We start from the raw sequence: 24,539 nt of genomic DNA on the forward strand, positions 1-24,539 counted from the left end.
AAGGATCTCAAATTGATGCATGGCATGCTTGCGACACTGATCCACTAAACGAAAGTTCACTACAGGGTGGGATTAAGGCCGATAAGGCATAAAACAGATCCCAGGTTCAACTGTGGTCTGGGCAGAAAATGCGCACCCGTACTTTTATTTTAGCTGTTCCACTAACATGATTGGCGAAATTGTCCGCAAACCGGGTATATGGGAAAGGTTGCATTTAATTATGAGAAAATCACACACCTTTATAAAGACGTTAATCTACTGGCACATGATGCCTGGAATGAGCGTCCCACAGCATAACTATTGAGGTATTTTCTAGATTAATTGATCTTTTTAGAAAAAATGGTGATTGCTTTAGAATGAATGCTGAATATTAGCGATAAATAACAGCATTCAAATAGTGATTTGCACACTTATCATGTGACAACCTCAATCTGCCGCTCCCCAACCCGAAGCGGCATCCTTTCACCTCAACGCCATTAACCCGCAACCACACCCGACAATGCCAGCACCTGCTTCTGTTTTCTTGCAGGCAGCTTGTTCAGCTGCGCTAACGCATTAACCAGTTGCTCATCGACCGGCTCGGGTGGCTTCACGGTCAGTACAATACGGCCCTCTGTGACGTTCACCTCAACTTCGGTGCCGGTAGTAAATCCGGCGGCTGCCAGCCACTGGCCTTTCATAATAATCGAGGGAATACGGATATAGTCTGGATACCGGCTGGCGTAACTCACCGTTAATTTACGCCGGGTAATGGAAGGGTCTTCTGGATTTAAACCAACTGCATTACACTCTGACTCAGTCATGATCTCTATTCTCGCTAAATAGTGGTTGTGATTAGCGATCCAGGGGTGCTCCAACACCTCTGGTTCGCGCTAAATATCTGTATATATAATCAACAAATATGAATAAAGTCCAGATGAAAATTGATGTAAATCAGCGAGTTTCCTCACAGTTAAAATGCTATTATTTGCGGCGCAGATCGCAAAATAAAGTAATTAACTGCTGCACTTTCATATGAAGTAAAAGTGATAAAGAATTAGAATTTTCTGGAATTGAAATATTGCCTTTCATCTGACTGTAATTATTTATAAAGCGCTACAGATCCTGAATTCAGGTAACTGATTATTCCGCCTGTACTCATCTCTCAAGCCTTTAAACCTGCCAGCCACAATTCTGAGTAAACAAACTGCCACACCACGCCCGGACCCAAAAATTTACGACACCTTTTTTTCCTCCCGCCGCAATGCCATTATAGCCGCCTCATAACCCTCCTCTCCGGCCAGCCCGCCACAGAGCACATAAACAGGGAGCACTCCGTCATGGAAAGTAAAAAAATCTTTTTGATATTGCTGAGGCCTTTCCTCAGTCAGCCATCGATCTGAAATACGCCACCGCCGACAACCTGACCGGTCAGCCGATCTACCGCGACGCACGCTGTCTGCTGCATGTTGATGCGGCAAGAGCGCTGGCGAAAAGTATCGATATTGCAAACGTGGCGGGCTATTCGCTGCTGATCCTCGACGCGTACAGGCCACCTGCCGCGCAGGCAATTCTGTGGCAGGCCTGCCCTAATCAGGATTATGTTGCACCGCTGACGCGCGGATCAAACCACAGTCGTGGTACGGCGGTAGACGTGACGCTGATCGACGAGCAGGGTGAAATCGTGGATATGGGGACCGGCTTCGATGAGATGAGTGAACATTCCCATCCTTATCATCCTGCGGTGCCACTTCAGGCACAGCGCAACCGGCTGATGCTTAATGCCATCATGCTGGGTGGTGGCTTTACCGGTATTGCAACCGAATGGTGGCATTTTGAATTACCCGGTTCAGAAAGTTATCCGCTGATCGACGGCGTATTTGGCTGTTATTCCTCATCGCAGGCAGAAAATATCAGCCTGTGAGAAGACATAACAGTTTTGGTATATCTGTTGAGAGGAATGCAGAAAGCGGTATTCCTACAGATGAGCAGAAGGGCAGAGCGATAAAATAAGCGGGTTCGGGCAGGGTGATAACCAAAAATAGCGTAACGTGCAGAAAAGAAATAAGCCGTGGCAGGTGCCACGGCTAACGCTTTATGCAGACTGCCACTCGCTTTCGACATCCGCTTTAGATTTAGACAGGATGACTTTATTATCATCAACGTCTTTCACCCAGCTGAATGGAATAATGTGGTGCTTGCCGCCTGCTTCAGGATCGCTTTTCGCCAGCTTGATCTTGTCGTCGCCTTCGAAATGGTCAACAATCCCGACGTGTTCGCCATTCACATCAACAACCTGTGCGTGATCCAGAATCTCTGATTTATCTACCATGTTGACTTAATCCTTATGTTTGATGAGTTCAGTTGCCCTCAGACAGAACAAGCCTGGTTGTTAATCGCGGTTTGCGCCAGGCAATTAACAAAATGAAATAGTTAAGCCGACTGGACCTGAACGCGGTTATTTGTTTACGCGACACGAAAAAACGAAATCGCTAACCGATCCCGATGTTTACAGTTTCGGGTCTGCTCAGCTAAGCACTTTCCACTCCGGCATGTTCAGATTGGCCGCGATCCTCTCCGGCTGTTTCACCAATCAACGCTATGATAATCAGGCCTGTCGCCGCGCCCGGGTCTGCCCGAACGCAGACGATTTAACTCACATAAAGGAGTGCCTATGTCCGCAGTCAGCTCACTGACCACCGAAGGCGGCGTCTGGATTAATCAGCCGCCGGTACACAGTCTGGATGGCGATACGCTACAGTTCGAAACCGCGTTAAACAGCGATTTCTGGCAGCGCACCTGGTACGGCTTCGAACGGCATAGCGGCCACGCTTTTGGCTTCTGGGTGGAAAATGATTTTACCGTTCAGGTGCAGGTGAGTGCGGACTTCAGCCAGCTCTACGATCAGGCCGGTCTGTTTATTCAGGACAGTGAAACGCACTGGGTTAAAGCGGGCATTGAGTTTAACGATGACCAGCCTGCCATCGGCAGCGTGGTCACGCGTGAGTGTTCTGACTGGTCTACCGGTGTATTCCCTGGTGATGCGCGTCAGTTCTGGCTGCGCGCCACGCTGGAAAAAGGGGCGCTGAGAATTCAGTACTCCACCGACGGGCTGACCTGGCCGCTGTTGCGACTCTGCCCGTGGCCAGGTCAGGCGCGGCGTTTTGTCGGCGTGATGGGCTGTTCGCCTGAACGCGAGGGGCTGGCGATCCGTTTCAGCGACTTCACGCTGGGTCCGCCATCCGGCAAAGCCCTGCACGACCTTTCCTGACTTCATTGCATATCATCGCGGAATCAGCTTAATTGTCAGGTCCGAATTTGCGGTGACGCGTCGTCCATACCGAACGACGCCTTTACAGGGAAAGCTATGCGTTGCGCCATCTTACTGACCCGGCTGCTGGTCATCTTCTGCTGTACCGGATGGGCAGAGCAGGCCGCAGCCGATACCGTCTGGCTGAATAATGGCGATCGGCTGACCGGCACGATCCGTTACCTCAGCGACGGCAAGCTGGCGATTGAGACACACTACGCGGGCACCGTCACCCTGGCGTGGAATGCGGTCAGTACGCTCGCCAGCGACAATCCGGTTAATGTCGAAAACAAAAAGACCGGCGAACACTATCAGGTGCGGCTCTCTTCGTCCGATCCCGGTTATGTCTGGGTGGAACGCAATGAGCAGGAGCAGCAGGTCTCTGTCAGTCGCATCGATGAGTTTATGAAAGCCAAAGTCCGCACCGATCAGCTTGCCTGGACCGGCAATATCGATGCGGGTGTGAAGGTCAAAAAAGCCTCGACCAAAACCGATGATTACAGCTTTGCGCTCAACACTAAACTGAACCAGGGCAAATGGCGGCACGATATCGGTGCGACCTACAATCGCGAGCAGGAAAACGCGAGCATCAACACCAATAACTACAGCCTGCGCTACGCCTTCGACTATCTGGTCAGTGAGCAGTTCTTCTGGCAGACCCGCGCGACCTACAAGCGCGACTGGGTAGAGAACCTCTCACGGCAGGCGCTGCTCGGCACTGGCCCGGGTTATCAGCTGTGGGACACTGAACTCAGTTCCTTCTCACTCTCGCTGCTTGGCGGTGCCTTTGAGTATGGCTACAGCGACGATCGCGAAGAGCGGCACTTTGGCGGCTCGCTGCGCTGGAACTATCAGCGCTATCTGCTGGGCAAGTCGGTCACGCTTTACAGCAACGGCGATGTCGGTCACTCACTGGATGATGACGGAGTATTTATGCTGGATGCCGAAGTCGGGATGCGTTACAGCCTGACCTCCTGGTCAACGCTGCACCTTGGCTATCATCGCAATCTGGTCAGCGGCATTCCCGATACCCTTAACGAAGGCATCTTCTCAACCGGATTAGGCCTGAAGTGGTAACCCGCTGATAGTGGAGTCGCAGCAAATCCTTACTGTTTTTATCCGGTTACCGGCCCGGCTTTGGCTAAGCTGCATGTACTGTCACAACGGGAATGCAGAAGATGATCGTAAGCAGCAGGGTTTATCGTCCTGGAAGTGCGGGCGAAGAGGTCGACGTCGAAGATATCAGTGAAGTGATCAAAGAGCCGGAAGCGTTTATCTGGCTCGGGCTGTTGCAGCCAGACGCTGAATTTATGGCGAAGATTAAAGAGGAGTTCGGCCTGCACGAACTGGCGGTTGAAGATGCGCTTAATGCCCATCAGCGACCCAAAATCGAACATTACGGTGACTCACTGTTTATCGTGGTCAAGACGGTTTGTGCAAAGGATGACAGCTGCGAACTGGGCGAAACCCACTTCTTTGTCGGAAAAAAATTCCTGATCAGCATCCGTCATGGCGCATCTGAAAGCTATACACCGGTGCGGCAGCGGGCGTCTGAAAATCCGGCGCTGCTGAAGCTTGGCCCTGCCTGGCCGCTCTACTGCCTGCTTGATTTCATTGTTGATCGTTATGCCGCGCTCTCCACCTCACTGAATGAGCGGGTGGGGCAGATGGAGAACGATCTCTTCACCAGCGAATTTGACCGTAAGTCGGTCCAGTCAGTCTACACCATGCGGCGTCATCTGCTGTCACTACGCAATGCAGCGCTGCCAGTGGAAGAGATCTGTAACCAGCTTATCCACCTGCATGAAGATCTGATCCCGCGTCCGCTGCGCGCCTATATCCGCGACGTGCAGGATCACGCCCGCCATGTGGTCACCGACGCGGAAGATATGCGTGAGATGCTGACCAGCGCCATGCAGGTCAATCTGGCGCTGGTGACAGTGCAGCAGAATGAGGTGGTCAAAAAGCTGGCGGGCTGGGGCGCGATCCTGGTGATCCCGACCGTGGTGTTCAGCATGTACGGCATGAACTTCGAACATATGCCGGAGCTGAAGTCGCTGTATGGCTATCCGCTGGCGGTTGGGCTGACGCTGCTGGCCTGCGGCGGGTTGTGGGCTAAACTGCGCCGATCGGGCTGGCTGTAATCGTCGTCAGGCAGCATTGGATACTGAGACGTTTGGCGCAATTCTGAAACTGCGCCTTTGCGCTACGATTAACGTAATGATGGGTTTCCGTTCCTGATCCGCCTGAAGATGACCGGCATCAGTCCTGACGATGTGCTGGAAGCGGCGCGATCCGGTCCGGGGCTGGAGCGGTTCAATCAGATTAAATATGCGGTGCTGGAGGTTAATGGCCATATCTCGATTATTCCGCAGACTGATTAGCCGGGCGCTGGTTATAGCCTCTGACCGGAAAGGATTCACCTACGCCAGCGCCTCGGTTAACAGGAGGCGCTGGCATGATTTACCGGCATTTGCCTGTCAGGTCAGGCTCCAGGCACCGCAACGATGCTAACCGTTTAACGCTGCGCTTATTCTCCCGCTTCCCTTGTAATCCTGTGGATTTAGTTCAGACTCAGCACTCCACTCATGTTTTATTATCAGAGCTGGCCTGACCCCAATCAGCGTTATGCTTGTATAGTCAGGATCAAAGTGAATGAATTTAATCGTTTTATCTTCTATCCGGTTACCGGCTGGCATATTGGCCCCTTAAGCAATCATAAGGCGCTGGTCCTGCAGTTCAGCTACCTCGACCCTGAGGCCTCCCGCGAGCAGGCTCCGCAGGAGACGCTCTTTCTTGGCCTGACCATTGAGATGGCAAAAAAACTGGTCAGCAACCTCTCTGAACAGATCGAATACGCCGAAAATAATGTCGCTAAGCATTAATCCTGCGTTATCTGACTGACTGACCGGCGGGTGCATAAACCCGCAGTGCACGGGTGAGCAGGCGAAAATGTGCGGGTGTCTGACCGACAATCTCGCCGTCTGCATTGATATAGTGAGGACGACGCGTCTCAATGGTCAGTTCCGTGGTGCTGAATGCCCGCACGTTGCGCCAGCGGCCATGGGTGCCGCGCCGCAGAAAGGGCAGCAGCGCAATCAGCTGCCAGCTATGCTGCAACTCCAGGCTGTAGACATCCAGTAGCCCATCGTCGGGTGCTGCGCGCTGTTCCACTGTCATGCCACCGCCGTAGAAGCGCCCGTTGCCCACCGACACCTGAACCGTTTTGATTGGTATCCGCTGACCCTGATGCACCAGCGTGGCGCTGAACGGACGGCTCTGCCGCAGCAGCCGTAAAGCCGCCAGGGCATAACCGCCCACACCCCAGCGTTTTTTCGATTCCGCCGTAAGGTTATGCGCCAGCTCGGCCGAAAAGCCGATGCTGGAGACGTTAAGAAACAGGTGCTGATTCACTTCCCCCAGATCCACGGCGCGCAACTGCCCGTCTGCGATAATTTTCACCGCCTGTTCAAGGCTGGCGGGAATGCCCAGCGTACGGGCAAAATCGTTGGCGGTGCCCAGCGGTAAAATGCCCAGCGGCAGGCCGGTCTGCATCAGTCCCGGCGCGGCTGCGTTAAGCGTGCCATCGCCACCGCCGACGATCACCGCATCGACGCGACCGGCATACGCCGCGATGAGCTGGCTGTAGCTACAGGTCTCATCCTCGTCCGGTTGCAGCAGGGTGAAGCCAGCCTGAGCCAGCAGCGTCTGCGCCCGACTCGCCTCAATGCGTCCTTTACGTGAGCGCTGATTAATCAGCAACAGAGCCGTTCTTTGAGGGTAAGACATACTTTTACATCATCCTGCTGTCAAAATGGGGAACGAGACGGCAAGTACAGCATCGGCCTGACCCGTGAACAACCCTGTTTGCGCGACTTTACGTACCCGTTCCATGCCATAAGCGGCGATAAAGATCGTCTACACTGCTTAGGATCAGTTCCATATTGAGGCGTTGCGATGACAGAACACGAATTCAGAAAATTGTTAGCCGAACAGGGTTTTGATGAGCCACTGCTGATTGAGCGTGCCGCATCAGCCCGGCTTGATAATCACGTCCATCCTTTTGAAGCGCTGGCCCTGATTCTCACGGGTGACATCACTATCAGTACCGAGCAGGGCGATACCACTTACTCTCCTGGCGAGACGTTTCACCTGCAGCCGAATGAACTGCATCGCGAAGCGTTCGGACCACAGGGCGTCAGCTATCTGGCAGGGCGTAAATATGAGTAACCGGCAATCAGTATGAACGTGTCTGACGACCTGTTTACCCGGCTGGCACGTTCGCCGTTTCGTCAGCGCTTTCGCCTGGGACGCGCTGAGTACGATTATGCGAGCAGCAAAGGCGAGCCGGTTTTGCGACAGCACGCCGCAGAGTTTGTCGCACAGCGACTGGCGCCTGCTCAGCCGGAAAATGATGGTAAACAGACGCCGATGCGCGGTCATCCGGTGTTTATCGCCCAGCACGCCACCGCGACCTGCTGTCGTGGCTGTCTGAGCAAGTGGCACCACATCGGGCAGCATCAGCCGCTGAGTGCTGAGCAGCAGGAGTATGTCGTGACGGTGTTACTGGCGTGGATCACCCGGCAGATGCAGCAGCCCGCACCCCCTGCTCGCGTGAGCCGGAATAAGCCGAAACCGGACGACGATCCGCAGCTGGCGCTCTGGTAATGGATAAAAAAGCTACAGTCAGCGTCTTTTTCTGGTGAAAACTGGCCCTTTTTCATTCCTGGTTTATTCTTAAATCTTTCCTGGGAAGGCTATGCCAGGATTAAAACCTACACGGCAACGATGAATACAGAGGGAATTATGAAGAAATCAATTATTGCACTGTCTGCTATTTTGCTGGCCTCGCCAGTATTTGCTGCTACCACTACCGATAACACCGTTGCGGAAGCGCATAAAGGCGCTGACACCGCGAAAGAAAAACTGCATCAGACCCAGAACGAAGGCAAAGAGCTGAAGCTGAAGTCTGAGCACGCCGCTGAAGGCAAAAGCCACACCACCGGTAGCAAAATCACCGAAGGTGCTCAGAAAGGCTGGCACAAAACCAAAGAAGGCACTGAAAAAGGCTGGGATAAAACCAAGCAGGGTGCTGAAGATCTGAAAAACAAAGCGACCAACTAAGACGCTGGTTTTCAGGTAAAAAAATAACCCACCGAAAGGTGGGTTTTTTTATGGCTGAACCGGATTACGCTTTGTTTTCCGCCGCCTTTCTTTCTGCGGCTTCTCTTTCCGCCGCCGCTAATGCCGACACTTTGATTTCCGCTTCAGCGGCCGCATCGGCTGCCGCAGACGCCGCTTCAGCTGCAGCTTCTGCGGCTGTCTCAGACTGTTTTTTGCCTTCTTCGATCACTTCTTCGTCGATGACTTCGATGTTTTCGCGGTTATCGCGGCCGGAGAGCAGATTCCAGCAGGCGATAAACAGGGCAGCAATGACCGGACCGATCACAAAACCGTTAATGCCGTAAATCTCCATGCCGCCCAGCGTGGCGATCAGGATCATATAGTCAGGCATTTTGGTGTCTTTGCCGACCAGCAGCGGACGCAGAATATTATCTACCAGACCGACAATCACCACGAAGAAACCAACCAGGAACAGCCCTTTCCACAGTGCGCCGGTGGCGAAGAAGAAGATCGCCGCAGGCACCCAGATGATAGCGGAACCGACCGCCGGAATCAGGGAGAGGAATGCCATCAGCGCGCCCCACAGCAGGCTGCCGTCGATGCCGGTAAACCAGAAAGCCAGCCCGCCGAGAATACCCTGCACGATACCGACCACCACCGTACCTTTCACCGTCGCGCGCGCCACGGCAGCAAACTTCACCATCAGGTGATGCTTCACGTAGGTGGAAAGCGGCAGCGCTTCCAGAATCAGATGCACCAGATAGGAGCCATCTTTCAGCAGGAAGAACAGCAGATAGAGCATGATGCCAAAGCCGACGGTGAAGCTGAACGTCCCTTTACCGATGATAAAGGCGCTGCCCGCGACATACTGACCGCCCTTAAGTGCAAATGAGGAGAGCTTCTGCTGAATCTGTTCGGCGTTATCCAGATTATTTTCAGCCAGGAAATGCTTCGCCCAGCGCGGCAGATGCTGCAGCAGATCGGCGAACACGGCCGGGAACTGCGATGAGTTGGTCTGCAATTTGTGATAGACCGCGTTGGTTTCAACCACCAGCGAGGAGGCGATAATCGCCAGCGGCGTGAAGACAATCAGGCAGATACAGAACAGGGTAATTAGCGCGGCCACGCCGTTGCGGTCACCCAGTCGGCTGCGCAGCCAGGTTTTCAGCGGATGGAAAATCACCGCCAGAATTGCCGCCCATAAAATCGGCGAGAAGTAGGGCGAAAGCACCTCGAAAAATGCGACGGTGGCGATAGCCAGAATCAAAATGAAAAACCCGATGTTCAATCCTTTAAAACGCATGGAGAAACCTCATCTGGAACAAACTCTGATAAACCCGACGCGCAAATTTGCTGTGTCCGGCTTCGCTTGCGCGGCAGCCTCGTCACAAATTAACGCTCAGGCTTTGCTCGTTAAATGCTGCTGCTGGCAGCATCATGCTGGCTAACTGTTTGAAAGGTCTTGCAGAAGTGATGAACGGGTAAGGTGCGTTCGCTGCGTGACTTCCGGTCGGTAGCGGGCTGCCTCTGACGGCAGCGCGCTGAATCCTACATTAGCGTAGCGGTTTCGACCATTATTGGTAGGTCAGAGACTCATGTTCCCGGTGTATGCTGCCGATAACATTATTAAGTGAGCAAAAAACAGGCAGTGAGAAATGAGTAAACAGAGAGTCTTAGTGGTGCTGGTGACGCTGGTATTGACCGGCTGCGCGACCAAGCATTATCCACAGGCGGCTGCGGTGACGCCGCAAGAGACAGCGACGCTGAACTGCAACGCCCTGGATCAGGAGCTGGTCAAAGCGCACGGCGTGCAGAGTGATATCGAGCAGACCGGCCAGTTTAATGCCCTGACCGTGCTGGGCTTTGTCGGGGATTTCGGACTGGGCAATGGCATTGCAAAATACAATGCCACCCGGAAAGCGGAAAATCGGGTCACTGCGTTGCAGTCACTGAAAGCCGCAAAGTGCAGCCAGCGTCTTTCATAACGGGCTGCGTCAGATCAGCCAAGCGTCCCTGCGCTGACATGTTGCAAACGGACATTTTCGGCCGCGCGTTTACCGGCCAGGAAGGCGTGATCCGAGTTGTAATATTCCCACTCGCTGTAACGACCCGACAGATGGATATCCTGAGTCAGCAGCCACTGGCGGATCAACGCCACGTTATCGCTGCGCGCATGGTCATAGACCACGTAGGCGTAAGGCATATCAACCTCAGATGCGCAGAGCAGCGGATCGTCCGCGGTGATCATGCCGACCCGGATGCAATCCTGACGGCAGCGCTCAATCAGCGCATCACCCTCCAGCGGCAGCGGATTAGCCGCGTTGTAGGTAATTTCACAGGTTAAGCCGAAACCGCCCGGCGGATTGCAGTGCGGACTGGCATTACCCTGCACAAAGATGCGGTGAAACAGCGTATCGCCAGGGTAGTAAATCCAGTGTTTTTCAGTGAGGTCAGCCCGGCCAATACCCAGATTCACACAGCGCACCGACACAAACTGCAGCTGCTGTGCCGCCAGCTGGACGCTCTCCGGTACCTCATCACCCATCAGCTTAATCAGCTCCGGCAGCGGCATGGTGCTGATCAACTGCTCATACCGGTAGTGGCGACCATCCGCCAGCAGGGCGACATGCGCCTGCGGGTAGATGCGCGTCAATGTTGTATCGGTCTCCAGCGTGCATTTCAGGTGCGGTAAAAATCCTGACATCAGTGCCTGGAAGCCACCGCGCAGCGGATAGCCGAAACGGGCGTTGGGGCCGACTGGTTTCGCCAGCGGTTGCAGCGCACCATCGATGATCTGTGACAGATCGGGCAGCGGCACGCGTCCGCCGAGCCATGAGGTTTCCATGTCGGTCAGCGGCACTTTCCACAGTTTCTGGTTGTAAGGCAGGGCGAAATGCCGCGCGATGCCTTTACCCCAGGTGCGCATAATAAAGTGTTGGAAATCCTCTTCGCCCTCCACCACGCCGGTGCTGCTGCCCTCATCGGGGATTGCGCCATCCGCACAGCAATCCCGCCGCGCACGCGCCCGATCCAGCGGCACAGCGGCGACGGCTGTTTCGCCATAGCGCGCTTCAATAGCGCCCAGCACGCACTCTTTTACCACCTCGACCGGCAGGCCGTGTAGCGCGGACTGGAAGGGATAGCGGGTATAAACACCGTCGCTGTAAACCCAGGCCTCGCGCGCCTGCCAGTGCAGATTGTCGCCCAGCAGCATCTCATAGAGCTGCAACACGTAGGGATCCTGCGAGAACATGATGTGACCGGCATAGTCGAAGGTGAACCCCTGATCGTCAATCGAGCGGCACCAGCCGCCTGGGGTGCTATTTTTCTCCAGCAGCACTGCGCCTTCGCCATAGTGATATCCGGCGCTCAGACCTGTCGGTCCGGCGCCGATAATCAGGCAGGGCACCGCGTCGCTCTCCAGCATCGCTGGCGTTAAAGGCATGACGTTAGCCTGCGCGCGGGTCTGGCTGGCTGACTTCAGAGCAGACTGACGCTGCGTCAGCGCCTGCTGGATCAGGCCATGTATCTGCTCTGCGGTGCGATCCCAGGAGGTGACATCGACTTTTGCCTGCATCCGTCCCGCCAGCGCCAGCCTTTCTGCGGCACTGATTGCCATTGCCTGTTCACAGGCGGCAATAAATTCCGCATGCGTCTCTGCTACCGCCACTTCCTCTGCGTAGTGGCGCGCCACATCGACAATGGCAGTACTGACAATCGGCAGCTGCGCCGCCATATACTCCAGCACCTTGGTCGGGGAGATGTAGCGGGTCGAAGCATTGATGGCAAACGGCATCAGACAGACATCCCAGCCCGCCAGAAACTGCGGCAGAGCCTGATACGGCTGCTGACCGAGCCAGTGAATATTGGGGCGCTGCGGCAGGCTGGCGGGATCAATTTTCACCACCGGTCCGACCATAATGATCTGCCATTCGGGATGGCTGTCTGCCAGCGCGGCTATCAGCGGCAGGTCAATACGCTCATCCAGAACGCCGTAATAACCCAGACGCTGCGACGGAATGGCATCCTGTAACGGATGACGATTCGTGCGATCGCGCGCCTGTTCAAAATGAATGGCATCAACGCTGCTGGGGAAGCAGTAAACCTGAGCGTGTTTATCACGCTTCGCTTCATAGAGGCTGGAGCCGCCGGTAAAGACCAGATCGGCGCGGGTCATGAGCGCCGATTCGCGCTGCTGCAGCTGGCGCGGCGCATTCTGGAAGGCCGAAAGCTCATCCATACAGTCGTAAATTACCAGTGCCGGATCAAAAGGCGTCAGCAGCGGCAGTGCCATTGGCGTATAGAACCAGATCAGCGGCTGATCGTCCTCCTCCAGTAGCGGCGTCAGCAGCAGCAGCAGCGGGGCGATCTGGCTGTCGTGAAAGCCGGGCGCGTCGCTGTCGGTATGTGGCTGGATCACCGTGATATTGGCGGCAGGCGAACTCTGATGCAGGCCTGGTGGCCCTGCCTGCCAGACCGGCTCCTCGACAAACAGTACGCGATAGTGCTGTGCCAGGCGAGTCAGTAGCTGCTGCGGACGCTGAAAAACAAAACCCCAGCGTAAATGGCTGAAAACGATGAGAACAGGTGGTTTCATGGTGTGCTCCTGGCTGGGATGTTGTAGGGACTGGATGTGCTGCAAAAAGCGCTGCGCCTGATGCAGGGCGTCGGCATAAGGCTGCTGTAACTGGCGGGCGTAAGGATCGGCGCCCAGAAGATCGAGATCCCACAGGCCGCTGCGGGTCCAGAAGGTGGTTTCCTCCCACAAGGGACGATCGAGAATCGGATAGAGGCAGATGCCGAGCAGATCAGCGCCCGCCAGCTGCGCCTGTGCAACCTGTGTGGCGATCTCACGGATCCAGGCGCCGCGGCCGCTGCCGACGTGGCTGGTTTCCGCCAGCAGCAGTGGCCGCTGATAACGCTGCCAGACCTGCAGCAGCAGCTGATGCAGCGGCTGGCGTCGGCTGTCGCCCAGATGCCAGTAAAGCCGCCGGTTTGAACCCTGTTCCCACTGGTTGTCGTGGTAGTAATTCACGCCAATCAGATCGAGATAGCGGGGTGCGCCGCCCAGCTCCGGATTACGGCGACCACTGAGCATGTCCCATGCCTGATACTGGGTGTCACACATCTCACGTGCCAGACGGCCGCTGTCGGGATCGGCGGGATCGGGCGCGATATGGATCAGCGGATCGCAATGCAGCACACGGGCACGCGGATCGGCCTGCCAGATCGCATCACAGGCGGCCAGGGTAGCGCGTACCAGCTGCCGCTTGGCGACATCGGCCCGCTCCGGCTCCGGGATCGCCTCACAGGGGAACAGCCCGACCGAGATGCCCCAGCTGACAAAGGAGATCTCATTCATCGGAGAGTAGATCGGTGCCTGCTGATACCAGGGCGCCAGGAAGCGGGCCAGTGCGCCACAGAAGGCAGCGAAACGGGGGATAAAGTCGTGATCAAACAGGCTAACGCCCGCGGGCCAGCCGTAGTGACAGATTGTCCAGCTCAGCTGAATACCCTGCTGCTCTGCGGCCTGCATCCGTGCAGCGACCGTGGAGAAGTCATAGCGGCCGTCGCGTTCACATAGCCGCCAGCCGACGCTTTCCCGCACGGTGCGAATGGCAAAGGGGCTCAGTGCTGCATAATCTTCTGCCGCCCGCGCCTGATGCTGGTTCAGATCGTTCATCGACAACGCAAAACCGGCCGGATTGATATGATCGGCACCTTCATAGCCGGCCTGCCAGAAACTGGAAAAGGGCGTCATGGCATCTCCCGAAAAAAAGCAACACGCTTCCCGCTGACGAGCCGTTGTGAAACGGGTCAGGGCGTTACAGGTATGCAAAGCAGATTGGCGATCCTTGCCATAAGCCACAGACGCTAAATTGCAGGCAACAGAGCCTGTGGCGGTTTGGATGCGTGAGATAGCAGAACTAAACGTGCGGCGCTATCGGCAGGAAAAAGAGTGGCTTCTCTGAATGTTAACGGATTTTGCGGAAGCCTTACTGGAAAGTATAGACAGGGAGGGATGCTTCGCAAATTATTGAAGTGAAAAGGAAAAAGCGTAGCGGCAAAAGTCATCCACTCAGAAACAGGAATTTTTCACTATTGTCTGTGCTGTCGGGTTGATAAGCGCAGCGTGAAGCGCATCAGCGTTATTTTCAGCTTTGTTAACCTTTTCCTCAACATGCAGAGCGGTCAGACTTACCTGTTTTAACGTTACTGCTTCGCTTGCCTTTTAACGGGCTGGCGGCAAGATTGACTTATTACTGGCCTGAATCCGCGGGCGATCAACAGGCGGCGGGTTAAGCGGCGCGGCTCTTAAAACAGGATGTTTAACCGACTATGTTCTCATTCGACTGGCACCGTTTTTTACTTAACGATCAACCAGCCACCTTTTTATTTGAAGTGGTGGCGCGGGTTCTGATCGCCTATCTGGTGGTTTTTACTTTTCTGAAAGTGTCAGGACGACGCGGCGTACGTCAGCTGTCGCTGTTCGAACTGGTGGTGATTCTGACGCTGGGTTCTGCGTCCGGTGACGTCACGTTTTATGACGATGTACCGGTGCTGCCGGTGATTATGGTGTTTGTGGTATTGCTGGCGCTCTACCGCCTGACCACCTGGCTGACGTCACACAGTCCGCGCTTTTCACGGCTGATTCAGGGCGACGTCATTACCCTGATTAAAGATGGCCTGTATGTGCTGGAAAGTCTGGATCAGCTGAATATTTCCGAAGATGAGTTCTATATGGAGTTGCGCCAGAGCGGCGTAGAGCATCTGGGGCAGATCCGGCTGGCGCTGGTGGAAGTCGATGGTCAGCTCAGCCTCTATTTCTATGATGATGACGAGATGCGCGCCGGATTAAGCGTGCTGCCGCCAGAGCACCGACAGGATTACAGCACCGTGCCGGTCAGCGCGCTCTACGCCTGCACCCATTGTGGCCAGACGCAGAGGATAGAGGCGGAACAGCAGGCCGTCTGCCCGCGTTGTCAGCGACAGCGCTGGTCTGCGGCACTGAGCGTACGTCGGCTGCATTAGCTGCCAGCGCCAGCTCAGTATTCAGGTTGCGGCGTGTCGGCATTGCCGGGATTAACGTCGGCGAAAAAGGCACTGAGCGGACGCTTTTGCTGACCTGCGACGCTGAAATTATCCGCCCTCAGCCAGGCGCTCAGGGCGCGATGAACCTCCGGCCATTCACGGTCGATTATCGACAGCCAGTCTGTATCGCGGTTACGTTGTTTGCGAGTCATTACCTGACGAAAACGCCCCTCAAAGCGGAACCCCAGTCGTTCAGCTGCAAGTCGTGAAGCGACATTAGTAGAATCACAGCGCCACGCCACCCGACGATAGCCGAGAGCAAAAGCCTGTTGCAGCAGCAGAAAAATCGCCTCGCTGCCCATTGCACTGCGCTGCATCAGCGGCGACCAGGTGACGTGACCGATTTCAAGGGTGCCATGTTCTGGCTCTATGCTGGCGAAGGAGACCACACCACAGGGCTGCTGATTCAGCCCGCAGACCGTGAAGGGCACCAGGGACGCATCCGCCACTTTATCCGCAATCCAGCGCTGCATCTGCGGCAGTGAGGCGGGCCGCTCCGCGCTCAGCCAGGTCCAGTCCCGATCATCCGGTGCCTGCATAAATGCCAGCAACAGCGATTCCGCATGATCCATGCTTAATGGCAGGAGAATGCAGTGCTGGCCGTGGATGGAGGCACTGGGCGGTCTGGCGACAGGTTGCCAGTCGGGCATGGCTTCACCGACTGGCTGATCAAACTGATTGATGTTCACTGGCATCCTCCTGAAGAAAAACGGACGGTAAGCAGGGAAAATTAAGATGTGTTCTGACGGGCTATCATGAACCGCGATTAAACCCGTCGCAGCTTGTTCCCGCTTTCCACATAACTTTGCCTGTTACTGACAGAAAATGAAAACCCGTCGGGCAGCATAGCGACACCGTTATCAGAGAGGTGTGCGTATGAAAGTGAGGGCGGCCAGTGCATTACTGTTTTTACTGTTATCGTTTGGTGCATTTTCACAACAGGTGATCAGCGAAAGTCATCCCCATTCACGCAGTGCGCGACTGCTGGAGCAGGGGAGTCAGGTCGATACGGCGGACTCGCCGGATGAACATCTGCTGGAGAGGCGGGAGTGGCGAAGCAGTCTTCAGCGCAAGCCGTATTAAAATGCGATCCCCGGCAGCGAGCTCTGCCGGGGATCCGGTAGTGAGGTTCAGGCGATTAAATCGTGGCCTGCGTGGCGGCCATGCCTGGCACCAGAATCACCTTCCGGCACTCCTCTTCGCGTTTAGCGAAAATATCGTAGCCGCGAGCGGCATCTTCGAGCGGCAGATGATGGGTTACAATCTCTTCCGGCGTCAGATGCCCCTGTTCAATCAGCTTCAGCAGATCGGGCAGATACGCATGCACATGTGTCTGTCCCATCTTAAAGGTCAGCCCTTTGTCGAAGGCATCACCAAACAGGAAGCCGTGAATGAATCCGGCGTAGACGCCCGGCACGCTGACGATACCGCCACGCCGCACCGCAGCAATACACTGACGCAACGCTTTACCACTGCTGCCTTCCAGCTTGAGATTGGTGAGCACGGTTTCAGTCAGGCTGCCTTTCGCCTCGAACCCGACGGCATCGATCACGGCATCCACACCGCGATTGCCGGTACTGTGTTCGATAATCCAGCCGGCTGGATCATCGATCTCATCGAAGTTAATCGGGATGACGCCGTAGCGATCGCGGGCAAAGTTTAAGCGGTAGTTGTTGTGATCAATCATGTAAATCTGTTCGGCACCCTGCTGTCGGGCGCAGGCGGCACTGAGCAGGCCCACAGGTCCGGCACCGAAAATCGCCAGGCTGGAGCCGGGTTTAACTTCGGCATTTTTAACCGCCTGCCATGCGGTGGGCAGAATGTCCGACAGGAACAGCACTTTCTCATCTGACAGTATGGACGGCACCTTGAACGGACCGGTATTGGCTTTCGGCACTCTGACATACTCCGCCTGGCCGCCGGGCACACCGCCATAGAGCTTACTGAAACCAAACAGCGCCGCGGGCGGCGTGATGTTTTTACGGTTCAGAATAGCACCCCGTCCGCTGTTAGTATTTTCACAGGCGGCATACTGGCTCAGCAGGCAGAAAAAGCAGTCGCCACAGGCGATCACAAACGGAATGACGACCCGATCGCCTTTGGCGACGGCAGTCACTGCACTGCCCGCCTCAACCACTTCGCCCATAAACTCATGGCCAAAAATATCGCCATGCCCGGTGCCGGGAATTTTGCCGCGATAAAGGTGCAGGTCTGAACCGCAAATGGCGGTAGCGGTCACGCGCAGGATAATGTCATCGGCCGCTTCCAGACCCGGGTCGGGTACGTTATCCACGCTGACTTTATGCGGGCCGTGATACGTTAATGCTTTCATTTTTTGATCTCCTGCTGACGGGGGAAGGGCGGCCAGACCAGAAGGTGTGGCTGCCTGCGAGAAAGACTCAGGGAATCTGAGATCGAAACCTGCCTGAAGTGTAGTAACCCTTTGAGGAGTAAGCCGAGCGGTGCTGGAGGCGGGGCAATTTCAGATCGGCGGGCTGGGTGAGTGCCTTTGCAGGGCGGCGGCAGTAACAGACGGCGCATCCGGTTGGCAGCCAGTGAGATCAGCCAGCGCGCGCCGGTAAGGGGTGTTGATTTGTGCCGGAACCTGCCCGAGGTAGTGAAAAGCATGCTCACGTGTTTCACCGGTGAGATTCTGCAGATAGTGTCGCGCATCATCCAGCGTCGGTATCTGCCCTTCAACTCCCGCCATGCGGGCAGGCAGACCGGTCCAGATTAATCCTTCGATGCCTTTCGCCTGCGCCCATTCCGCCAGCGGTCCCACTGAGGTTTCTGTCACCGTCATCATGCCGACGCCATCGACGCGGCTGTCTGGTATCGCCTCCCGAATGCGCAACGCGCGGCAGGCGCTCTCCAGTGAGGCGGTGTTCAGCCAGGCCCAGAACACTGTCACCGGGCGGGCGTTGAGACAGATCGCCGTTGATAGTTCACCGCCGTCAGCGATGCGCACAAACTCAATCGGAACGGCAGGTCCATCATGATGCCACTGACTGGCCACCGGCAGTGCGCCAGGTTTCCAGATTAACGATCCCCATCCCAGGCAGGCAATTTTCATTCTTTTCTCCTGTGTCCCTGTCGGCGTGATCGCGACAGCGTCAGATAAAGCGTAGCCCGTTACGCTTAATCGTTACAGGGATCACCTTTTCAGGGCAGTAAAGCGGGCGCAAAAATGGCATGATCGCCGCGCAGTCACTTTGCACAACCTGACGGTTTTATCATCAATCCATGCGTGTTTGTCTTCGCGGCTTGAACTTTTATCGTCAGGTAGTGTAAAAAGTGGCGCACGCAATCGATTACCTTTGTATGCGCGGATCATTTTTACGCTTCACCGATCCGTCTGCAGCTGAGGCTGAGAGCGGGGCATACGTTTACCTGCCTGACGGCTCAGGTTTACTGGCGGCTTTTAACACGGACTATCTGATGAAAACCACGCAAACTGGCACGCTGGGCGCGCTTGAGAGTGACGTCGATACGGGATGGCATAAAACCGACACGATGTGGATGCTGGGTTTATACGGCACCGCAATCGGAGCCGGTGTGCTGTTCCTGCCCATCAATGCCGGTGTCGGCGGGCTGATCCCGCTTATTATCATGGCGGTGCTGGCCTTTCCGCTGACCTTCTTTGCACACCGCGCCCTGACGCGTTTTGTCCTTTCCGGTAAAAATCCGGCGGGTGATATCACTGAGGTGGTCGAGGAGCATTTCGGCGTTGGCGCGGGCAAGCTGATTACGCTGCTCTATTTCTTCGCGATTTACCCGATTCTGCTGATGTACAGCGTGGCGATTACCAACACGGTGGAAAGCCTGATGGTGAACCAACTCGGTCTGGTGCCGCCGCCGCGTGTGCTGCTGTCGCTGCTGCTGATTGTCGGCCTGATGACCATTGTGCGCTTTGGCGAGAAGATGATTGTCAAAGCGATGAGCGTGCTGGTCTATCCCTTTGTGGCGGTTTTGATGCTGATGGCCTGCTATCTGATCCCGCACTGGCACGGGGCTGCACTCTCAACCCTGAACGTTCAGCCTGCGGGCAGCAGCCTGTGGATGACGCTGTGGCTGGCGATACCGGTTATGGTCTTTTCGTTTAACCATTCACCCATCATCTCCTCCTTTGCACTGGCGAAGCGCGAAGAGTATGGCGACGCCGCCGAGAAAAAATGCTCGCGCATTCTGGCCTGCTCGCACCTGATGATGGTGGTGACGGTGATGTTCTTTGTCTTCAGCTGCGTGCTGAGTCTGTCGCCTGACGATCTCCATGCCGCCAAGGCGCAGAACATTACCATTCTCTCCTATCTGGCGAACCATTTTCAGGTGCCGATGATTGCCTGGCTCGGGCCGCTGATTGCCATCGTGGCGATCACCAAATCGTTCCTCGGCCACTATCTGGGCGCGCGCGAAGGGTTTAACGGTATGGTCAATAAGGCGCTGCGCAGCCGCGGTAAAACTATCGCGCCTGCCAGACTGAATCGCCTGACGTCACTCTTTATGTTGCTTACCACCTGGCTGGTGGCAACGCTGGACCCGAATATTCTCGGCATGATTGAGACGCTGGGCGGGCCGGTGATTGCCATGATCCTGTTCCTGATGCCGATGTATGCCATTCACAAAGTGCCGGCGATGCGTAAGTACAGCGGGAAAATCAGTAACCTGTTTGTGGTGCTGATTGGTCTGATTGCCATCTCCGCGATTTTCTATTCGCTGGTGAAGTAACAGATCAATCAACAGGCGCCTCTCCGCGGTATTGAGAGGCGTCTGCTGTTCTGCCCGCCACGCGTCATTTCTCCATGTATCGCCAGCCCTGGTCTCCCTGTTTTAACCAGCCGCCGCACAGTGAACCCTCTCCGTCAGACGCATCTCGTCAGCAATATTTACATTTGTTACTTTTTCACATGGTAGAGTTAACGCGAATAATTATTATTCCTTTAAAGGACAGGAGAAAAATGAAAATCGGGATTGTTGCTGCCACCACACTGTTACTGTCAACTGCCTGCGCGGCAACCACCTATCCGGTCACGGTGACTGATATGGATGGTCAGAAAATTACGCTGCAAAAAGAGCCGCAGCATGTGATTTTGCAGGACGGACGCGACGTGATGGCGCTGGCCTTACTGGATCGACAGAACCCGTTTCAGCGGGTCGTTGCCTGGAATAACCTGCCGAAAAAGCAGGATACCCAGACCTGGGATCTGCTGAAGCAGCGCTGGCCGCAGGCGGCATCGATTGTGGATATGGGCTTTAACGATCAGGGGCAGGTCAATCTGGAGAGCGTGCTGGCGAAGCAGCCCGACCTGATGATTGCTCAGCTGCGCGCCAAACCGGCACTGACGCAGTCGGGCGTGCTGGCTACCCTGAAAAATCTGCATATCCCGGTGCTGTTCCTGGATGATGAGCTCCACCCCAAAGAGAACACCCTGAAGAGTGTGAAAGTGCTGGGTACCGTTCTGAATCGCGAAACCGAAGCAAAAGCCTACGCCGATTTTTATCAGCAGCGCTGGCAGATGATTCAGCAAAAGATTGCGCAGGTGCCGCACAAGCCGACGGTATTTATTGAACCGATTGCCGGTAACAGCGACAACTGCTGCTTTACCCATGGTCATAACGGCTGGGGTGCGCTGGTGGAAGCGGTCGGCGGGAAAAATATCGGCTCAGCGCTGCTGCCCGGCAGCTCAGGTTTTGTGTCGCTGGAGAAGATTATCGCCATGAAGCCGGACGTTTACATCATGACCGGCTCGAAGCGTCCGAACAGCAACGTGCTGCCGTTTGGTTATGGTGCCAGTCAGACTGACGTGACCGCCACTTTTAATCGCCTGCAGAGCCGAACCGGCCTGGAGCAGATCGAACCGGTGAAACAGAAACGGGTCTATGGCGTTTATCACCATTTTTATAATCACCCTTACAACATCATCGGTATGGAAATTCTGGCTAAAGATCTCTATCCAGAGGTATTCCGTGATCTCGATCCGACGGCCGATTATCACCATATCGTAAAACAGTTCACGGCGTTGCCGGATGCGCCGGTGATCCTCAGCACGCCATAACCGGGTAAAGCGTCGGGGTGCATTTCAGCACCCTCACGTTGAACAGGTTTTAACGGGTCAGCCTGAGACGTGATGTCCAGGCTGCCCGGTTAACATCTGGATTGCGTCAGAAGAGTTTTAAAGATATGACCTGTGTTAAGAAATCGCTAAGCAAGCGTAATACTGTGTAAGTTACCGGATTTTAAGACTTTTACAGATGCCTCCCGCCAGAATTATTGCCATGATGCCGATCAACGGTGCCTGAACAGCCGTTATTTTCGGAGGCAGTATCATGAAAAAAACAACATTAACGCTTATCGCTTCACTTTTAACATGCAGCACGCTCTTCTCTCAGGTTTCACTGGCAGACGATCATGATGACGGTCAGCGTAAGCCGGTGCCGCATCAGAACAGTGATAAACGTCCTGACAATCGCGGCCCCGATCAGAATCGCGACCGCGGCAACAATCGCCATGATGATAAAAAGCCTCACGACATGGGCAATAATCGGCATGATGAAGATAACAACCATCGTGGCAGAGAATCCCGCAATGACCGTGACCATTTCGCCTGGCAGGGCCACGACTTCCGTCGCGGCCATCCTGTTCCGCAGGAATACCGCGGCGACCATTATCGCGTAGCCGACTGGCATGAACGCGGTCTGCGTGAACCGCCGCGCGGTTATCACTGGGCAAACATCGACGGCAATTATGTGCTGATTGCTGCCGCGACCGGTGTGATTACCGCGCTGGTGCTGAACAGCGCCCTGAACTGATTCTATCCTGAACCGATCGCCAGGGATGGCTGCGGCCATCCCTCTTTCTTTCCGTTTTGCTGCGCCAGCGGCTATCCTGTGACTCCACGCTGAAAATTTCCTGTGTAAGGAGTCATGATGACGACGGTTAAGATGGTTGCAGTCGATATGGATGGCACGTTTCTGGACGACAATAAGCAGTACAATCGATCCCGCTTTCTCGCCTGCTATCAGCAACTCACCGCCCGCGACATCAAATTTGTGGTGGCCAGCGGCAATCAGTACTACCAGCTCAAATCCTTTTTCCCGGAGATCGCCAGCGATATCGCCTTTGTGGCGGAAAACGGCGCATGGATTATTGACCGTGATGAAGAGCTGTTTTGCGGTGCCTTTGAACGCCGCGACGTTGAAGCGGTAATCAGCACCCTGCAAAACGGCGACTATCCCGGCCTGCGTTACCTGCTGTGTGGTCGTAACAGCGCGTATTACTTCGACGGCATGGAAGAGAGCTGGCTGAAGAAGATGCGCCATTACTGTCACCGGCTGAAGCCGATTCATCATCTGGATGAGGTGCAGGATGACCGGCTGTTTAAGTTCGCGCTGAACCTCTCGGATGATTACATCGAGCCACTGATGGCGGATATTGAGCGACTGCACCAAAGACGCGTGGCCGCGACGTCAAGCGGTCATGGCTCGGTCGATCTGATCGTGCCGGGAAATCACAAAGCGCACGGTCTGGATCTGCTGGCAAAACGCTGGGGGATCACGCACGACCAGGTGCTGGCCTTTGGCGATGGCGGTAACGATCTGGAGATGCTGAAACAGTCCGGCTTCAGTTTTGCCATGGACAATGCGCCAGAGCGGGTGAAGCAGGCGGCACGTTTTGCCGCGGCGTCTAATAATGAGGAGGGCGTGTTGCAGATCATTGAGCAGATGCTGGCAGGTGAGGGGCCTTTTGCCGCCCCGCGGCGCTGAGACTGAACGTGCCAGGATAGCGCTGAGCTGCTGCATGACCTGCCAGGCTGGCAGGTCAGTGAAGGAGGTTAGCGCGTTGATCACGCCGTGATGTGCCAGGCCTGGGCAATCATCGTCTGCATCTGTTCGCGGCTGTAATTCACCAGCGAATTTTTACTGTTGGCACGCGCCAGGATCCACTCCACCTCAGTGCGGCTCAGCGACGGGCCATCCTGCCAGAATGGCGTGATGGCCTGCTGCTGCAGCCACTGCTTCAGAAACTGTGCCGGTGAATCTGTGGATTCACTGAAGAGCTGCGGGTGCAGCTCCGCCATCAGCGTACGCTGCATCGGCTGCTGGCTGTCAGACAGCAGATCCAGGAACGGAAACAGCAGGCGTCCGCACACTTCACCGTGATGGAACGGCTTAATCGCGCCCAGTTCCCCGGCAATACCGTGGATCACCCCCAGCCCCGCGCTGCTGAGACTGACGCCCCCCAGCCACGATGCCATCATCATTGCTTCACGTGCCGCGTCACCCGCCGCATCCTCGCGATTGAGGGCAGGCCACGCCTGAACAAACTGACGCAGACCGGTCAGCGCCAGCTGGCGGGTGAAGAGGTTGCCTTTGCCGGAGAGATACGCTTCAAACAGATGGGTAAAAGCATCGATGCCGCAGGTCGCCAGCACCTTGTCAGGCGTGCCTTTCAGCAGATCCGGATCAAGAATCGCGACCTCCGGCACAAAGACCGGGTGGCGCAGTGACGCTTTGATCTTAATATCCTGCTGGTCTGTCACCACCGCATTTTGCGTGACTTCGCTGCCGGTCCCGGCCGTTGTCGGAACCGCAACCAGCGGCAGCGTGATGGGCTGAACCGCAGTGTCACCTACCTTCTCCAGATAGCGGGCCGTGGGCAGCGGGTGTTGGATCATGGCGCTAAAGGCTTTCGCCGCATCCAGCACGCTGCCTCCGCCAATCGCGACCACCCGATCAACATGACCGCGCCAGCGCGCAACCCAGCCATCGATCTCAGTGGGCGAGGCTTCATGGCTGACAATTTCATAACCGAGAATGTGATCGTTGAGTTCAGCTTTTATCCGGGCATAGGCCGGCCCCTGCAGGAAAGATTGTCCGCAAAACAGCAGGGTAGGTTGTGACCGGGCGGCCAGCAGCGGCACCAGTTTATCCAGACTACCGCGGCCAAAGAGGGTTCGTTGATTACTGTACAGCTCACTCAGGTTCTCACTCACCAGCGCATCCTTTTTACATTTCGCTAATATCTGAGTGTAACGAA

At 55.5% G+C, this 24,539-nt stretch carries 25 protein-coding genes; 16 read left to right on the forward strand and 9 right to left on the reverse strand.

All coding sequences use genetic code 11. The features are described 5' to 3' along the window. Window positions 1–476: 476 nt before the first annotated feature. Entirely contained in the window at window positions 477–803 is a 327-nt protein-coding gene (locus IBT54_RS10325) for a SymE family type I addiction module toxin (RefSeq protein ID WP_201252127.1), read from the reverse strand. A 542-nt stretch (window positions 804–1,345) separates the two neighbouring features. On the opposite strand from IBT54_RS10325, the gene ddpX reads away from it, so the two are divergent. Then, a complete protein-coding gene (gene ddpX / locus IBT54_RS10330; RefSeq protein ID WP_201252146.1) occupies window positions 1,346–1,903 on the forward strand; it encodes a D-alanyl-D-alanine dipeptidase in 558 nt (185 codons plus the stop codon). A gap of 171 nt (window positions 1,904–2,074) precedes the next feature. On the opposite strand, the gene IBT54_RS10335 is transcribed toward ddpX, so the two are convergent. Next, complete coding sequence (locus IBT54_RS10335) at window positions 2,075–2,311, reverse strand: DUF2171 domain-containing protein (protein WP_013357057.1); 237 nt, start codon at window positions 2,309–2,311, stop codon at window positions 2,075–2,077. A 342-nt stretch (window positions 2,312–2,653) separates the two neighbouring features. Here IBT54_RS10335 and IBT54_RS10340 point away from each other — a divergent pair, with 342 nt between their 5' ends. The 5 genes from IBT54_RS10340 to IBT54_RS10360 all read left to right on the forward strand — a co-directional run bounded on the left by IBT54_RS10340 (window position 2,654) and on the right by IBT54_RS10360 (window position 6,174). Then, window positions 2,654–3,250, forward strand: a complete 597-nt coding sequence (locus IBT54_RS10340) for a DUF1349 domain-containing protein (RefSeq protein ID WP_195857261.1) — start codon at window positions 2,654–2,656, stop codon at window positions 3,248–3,250. Between the two features lie 96 nt (window positions 3,251–3,346). Continuing rightward, entirely contained in the window at window positions 3,347–4,366 is a 1,020-nt protein-coding gene (locus IBT54_RS10345) for a DUF481 domain-containing protein (RefSeq protein ID WP_095707577.1), read from the forward strand. A gap of 101 nt (window positions 4,367–4,467) precedes the next feature. Next, entirely contained in the window at window positions 4,468–5,433 is a 966-nt protein-coding gene (locus tag IBT54_RS10350) for a magnesium and cobalt transport protein CorA (RefSeq protein ID WP_201252128.1), read from the forward strand. 108 nt (window positions 5,434–5,541) lie between these two features. Further along, window positions 5,542–5,673: a hypothetical protein gene (locus IBT54_RS10355; protein WP_013357062.1), complete on the forward strand. Its 132-nt coding sequence runs from the start codon at window positions 5,542–5,544 to the stop codon at window positions 5,671–5,673. Window positions 5,674–5,940: 267 nt separating this feature from the next. After that, on the forward strand, window positions 5,941–6,174 hold the full coding sequence (locus tag IBT54_RS10360; protein WP_041457185.1) for a hypothetical protein: 234 nt from the start codon (window positions 5,941–5,943) through the stop codon (window positions 6,172–6,174). A gap of 7 nt (window positions 6,175–6,181) precedes the next feature. Here the strand turns inward: IBT54_RS10360 and IBT54_RS10365 are convergent, their stop codons facing one another. Next, entirely contained in the window at window positions 6,182–7,078 is an 897-nt protein-coding gene (locus tag IBT54_RS10365) for a lipid kinase (protein WP_201252129.1), read from the reverse strand. 168 nt (window positions 7,079–7,246) lie between these two features. Between IBT54_RS10365 and IBT54_RS10370 the strand changes: the two genes are divergently transcribed. The 3 genes from IBT54_RS10370 (at window position 7,247) to IBT54_RS10380 (ending at window position 8,413) form a co-directional block, all read left to right on the forward strand. Next, window positions 7,247–7,519, forward strand: a complete 273-nt coding sequence (locus IBT54_RS10370; RefSeq protein ID WP_013357065.1) for a cupin domain-containing protein — start codon at window positions 7,247–7,249, stop codon at window positions 7,517–7,519. Window positions 7,520–7,531: 12 nt separating this feature from the next. Next, window positions 7,532–7,957 carry a DUF4186 domain-containing protein gene (locus IBT54_RS10375; RefSeq protein ID WP_201252130.1) on the forward strand — a complete coding sequence of 142 codons (426 nt, stop codon included), beginning with the start codon at window positions 7,532–7,534 and terminating at the stop codon, window positions 7,955–7,957. Window positions 7,958–8,095: 138 nt separating this feature from the next. Beyond that, entirely contained in the window at window positions 8,096–8,413 is a 318-nt protein-coding gene (locus tag IBT54_RS10380; RefSeq protein ID WP_033731819.1) for a hypothetical protein, read from the forward strand. Window positions 8,414–8,477: 64 nt separating this feature from the next. Here the strand turns inward: IBT54_RS10380 and IBT54_RS10385 are convergent, their stop codons facing one another. Further along, window positions 8,478–9,716 carry an AI-2E family transporter gene (locus IBT54_RS10385; RefSeq protein ID WP_013357068.1) on the reverse strand — a complete coding sequence of 413 codons (1,239 nt, stop codon included), beginning with the start codon at window positions 9,714–9,716 and terminating at the stop codon, window positions 8,478–8,480. Between the two features lie 352 nt (window positions 9,717–10,068). Here IBT54_RS10385 and IBT54_RS10390 point away from each other — a divergent pair, with 352 nt between their 5' ends. After that, window positions 10,069–10,398, forward strand: coding sequence for a hypothetical protein (locus tag IBT54_RS10390; protein ID WP_013357070.1), 330 nt, complete (start codon window positions 10,069–10,071; stop codon window positions 10,396–10,398). A 14-nt stretch (window positions 10,399–10,412) separates the two neighbouring features. Here IBT54_RS10390 and IBT54_RS10395 read toward each other — a convergent pair whose 3' ends face one another. Beyond that, window positions 10,413–14,174: an NAD(P)-binding protein gene (locus IBT54_RS10395; RefSeq protein WP_147788542.1), complete on the reverse strand. Its 3,762-nt coding sequence runs from the start codon at window positions 14,172–14,174 to the stop codon at window positions 10,413–10,415. Between the two features lie 578 nt (window positions 14,175–14,752). Between IBT54_RS10395 and IBT54_RS10400 the strand changes: the two genes are divergently transcribed. Beyond that, window positions 14,753–15,445: a YetF domain-containing protein gene (locus IBT54_RS10400; protein WP_013357072.1), complete on the forward strand. Its 693-nt coding sequence runs from the start codon at window positions 14,753–14,755 to the stop codon at window positions 15,443–15,445. Between the two features lie 14 nt (window positions 15,446–15,459). On the opposite strand, the gene IBT54_RS10405 is transcribed toward IBT54_RS10400, so the two are convergent. Continuing rightward, window positions 15,460–16,194, reverse strand: a complete 735-nt coding sequence (locus tag IBT54_RS10405) for a GNAT family N-acetyltransferase (protein ID WP_201252131.1) — start codon at window positions 16,192–16,194, stop codon at window positions 15,460–15,462. Window positions 16,195–16,381: 187 nt separating this feature from the next. Here IBT54_RS10405 and IBT54_RS10410 point away from each other — a divergent pair, with 187 nt between their 5' ends. After that, window positions 16,382–16,588, forward strand: coding sequence for a hypothetical protein (locus IBT54_RS10410; protein WP_013357074.1), 207 nt, complete (start codon window positions 16,382–16,384; stop codon window positions 16,586–16,588). Window positions 16,589–16,643: 55 nt separating this feature from the next. Here the strand turns inward: IBT54_RS10410 and IBT54_RS10415 are convergent, their stop codons facing one another. Together IBT54_RS10415 and IBT54_RS10420 are read right to left on the reverse strand one after the other, a co-directional pair. Then, the gene (locus IBT54_RS10415) at window positions 16,644–17,837 is read right to left on the reverse strand and encodes a zinc-dependent alcohol dehydrogenase (protein WP_013357075.1); all 1,194 of its coding nucleotides are present in this window, start codon (window positions 17,835–17,837) and stop codon (window positions 16,644–16,646) included. A 150-nt stretch (window positions 17,838–17,987) separates the two neighbouring features. Next, a complete protein-coding gene (locus IBT54_RS10420; RefSeq protein ID WP_013357076.1) occupies window positions 17,988–18,578 on the reverse strand; it encodes a hypothetical protein in 591 nt (196 codons plus the stop codon). Between the two features lie 365 nt (window positions 18,579–18,943). Here IBT54_RS10420 and IBT54_RS10425 point away from each other — a divergent pair, with 365 nt between their 5' ends. The 4 genes from IBT54_RS10425 (at window position 18,944) to IBT54_RS10440 (ending at window position 23,266) form a co-directional block, all read left to right on the forward strand. Next, window positions 18,944–20,230 (forward strand): HAAAP family serine/threonine permease, encoded by a 1,287-nt coding sequence (locus IBT54_RS10425; RefSeq protein WP_201252132.1) that lies wholly within the window; start codon window positions 18,944–18,946, stop codon window positions 20,228–20,230. A gap of 230 nt (window positions 20,231–20,460) precedes the next feature. Next, a complete protein-coding gene (locus IBT54_RS10430) occupies window positions 20,461–21,558 on the forward strand; it encodes an ABC transporter substrate-binding protein (protein WP_013357078.1) in 1,098 nt (365 codons plus the stop codon). 271 nt (window positions 21,559–21,829) lie between these two features. After that, window positions 21,830–22,312 carry an RcnB family protein gene (locus tag IBT54_RS10435; RefSeq protein WP_013357080.1) on the forward strand — a complete coding sequence of 161 codons (483 nt, stop codon included), beginning with the start codon at window positions 21,830–21,832 and terminating at the stop codon, window positions 22,310–22,312. 117 nt (window positions 22,313–22,429) lie between these two features. Further along, window positions 22,430–23,266 (forward strand): Cof-type HAD-IIB family hydrolase, encoded by an 837-nt coding sequence (locus tag IBT54_RS10440; protein WP_033782286.1) that lies wholly within the window; start codon window positions 22,430–22,432, stop codon window positions 23,264–23,266. An 80-nt stretch (window positions 23,267–23,346) separates the two neighbouring features. On the opposite strand, the gene IBT54_RS10445 is transcribed toward IBT54_RS10440, so the two are convergent. Beyond that, window positions 23,347–24,495: an iron-containing alcohol dehydrogenase gene (locus IBT54_RS10445; RefSeq protein ID WP_201252133.1), complete on the reverse strand. Its 1,149-nt coding sequence runs from the start codon at window positions 24,493–24,495 to the stop codon at window positions 23,347–23,349. Window positions 24,496–24,539 lie beyond the last annotated feature (44 nt).

Origin of the sequence: Pantoea sp. S62 (genome assembly GCF_016658625.1) — a bacterium.
Classification (GTDB): Bacteria; Pseudomonadota; Gammaproteobacteria; order Enterobacterales; family Enterobacteriaceae; genus Pantoea; species Pantoea vagans.

What these genes read in the sequence shown, in the direction of transcription:
- IBT54_RS10325 (WP_201252127.1), bottom strand. Translation starts at nt 803, where the DNA reads ATGACTGAGTCAGAGTGTAATGCAGTTGGTTTAAATCCAGAAGACCCT.
- IBT54_RS10335 (WP_013357057.1), bottom strand. Translation starts at nt 2,311, where the DNA reads ATGGTAGATAAATCAGAGATTCTGGATCACGCACAGGTTGTTGATGTG.
- IBT54_RS10340 (WP_195857261.1), top strand. Translation starts at nt 2,654, where the DNA reads ATGTCCGCAGTCAGCTCACTGACCACCGAAGGCGGCGTCTGGATTAAT.
- IBT54_RS10345 (WP_095707577.1), top strand. Translation starts at nt 3,347, where the DNA reads ATGCGTTGCGCCATCTTACTGACCCGGCTGCTGGTCATCTTCTGCTGT.
- IBT54_RS10350 (WP_201252128.1), top strand. Translation starts at nt 4,468, where the DNA reads ATGATCGTAAGCAGCAGGGTTTATCGTCCTGGAAGTGCGGGCGAAGAG.
- IBT54_RS10355 (WP_013357062.1), top strand. Translation starts at nt 5,542, where the DNA reads ATGACCGGCATCAGTCCTGACGATGTGCTGGAAGCGGCGCGATCCGGT.
- IBT54_RS10365 (WP_201252129.1), bottom strand. Translation starts at nt 7,078, where the DNA reads ATGTCTTACCCTCAAAGAACGGCTCTGTTGCTGATTAATCAGCGCTCA.
- IBT54_RS10370 (WP_013357065.1), top strand. Translation starts at nt 7,247, where the DNA reads ATGACAGAACACGAATTCAGAAAATTGTTAGCCGAACAGGGTTTTGAT.
- IBT54_RS10375 (WP_201252130.1), top strand. Translation starts at nt 7,532, where the DNA reads ATGAACGTGTCTGACGACCTGTTTACCCGGCTGGCACGTTCGCCGTTT.
- IBT54_RS10380 (WP_033731819.1), top strand. Translation starts at nt 8,096, where the DNA reads ATGAAGAAATCAATTATTGCACTGTCTGCTATTTTGCTGGCCTCGCCA.
- IBT54_RS10385 (WP_013357068.1), bottom strand. Translation starts at nt 9,716, where the DNA reads ATGCGTTTTAAAGGATTGAACATCGGGTTTTTCATTTTGATTCTGGCT.
- IBT54_RS10390 (WP_013357070.1), top strand. Translation starts at nt 10,069, where the DNA reads ATGAGTAAACAGAGAGTCTTAGTGGTGCTGGTGACGCTGGTATTGACC.
- IBT54_RS10395 (WP_147788542.1), bottom strand. Translation starts at nt 14,174, where the DNA reads ATGACGCCCTTTTCCAGTTTCTGGCAGGCCGGCTATGAAGGTGCCGAT.
- IBT54_RS10400 (WP_013357072.1), top strand. Translation starts at nt 14,753, where the DNA reads ATGTTCTCATTCGACTGGCACCGTTTTTTACTTAACGATCAACCAGCC.
- IBT54_RS10410 (WP_013357074.1), top strand. Translation starts at nt 16,382, where the DNA reads ATGAAAGTGAGGGCGGCCAGTGCATTACTGTTTTTACTGTTATCGTTT.
- IBT54_RS10415 (WP_013357075.1), bottom strand. Translation starts at nt 17,837, where the DNA reads ATGAAAGCATTAACGTATCACGGCCCGCATAAAGTCAGCGTGGATAAC.
- IBT54_RS10420 (WP_013357076.1), bottom strand. Translation starts at nt 18,578, where the DNA reads ATGAAAATTGCCTGCCTGGGATGGGGATCGTTAATCTGGAAACCTGGC.
- IBT54_RS10425 (WP_201252132.1), top strand. Translation starts at nt 18,944, where the DNA reads ATGAAAACCACGCAAACTGGCACGCTGGGCGCGCTTGAGAGTGACGTC.
- IBT54_RS10430 (WP_013357078.1), top strand. Translation starts at nt 20,461, where the DNA reads ATGAAAATCGGGATTGTTGCTGCCACCACACTGTTACTGTCAACTGCC.
- IBT54_RS10435 (WP_013357080.1), top strand. Translation starts at nt 21,830, where the DNA reads ATGAAAAAAACAACATTAACGCTTATCGCTTCACTTTTAACATGCAGC.
- IBT54_RS10440 (WP_033782286.1), top strand. Translation starts at nt 22,430, where the DNA reads ATGACGACGGTTAAGATGGTTGCAGTCGATATGGATGGCACGTTTCTG.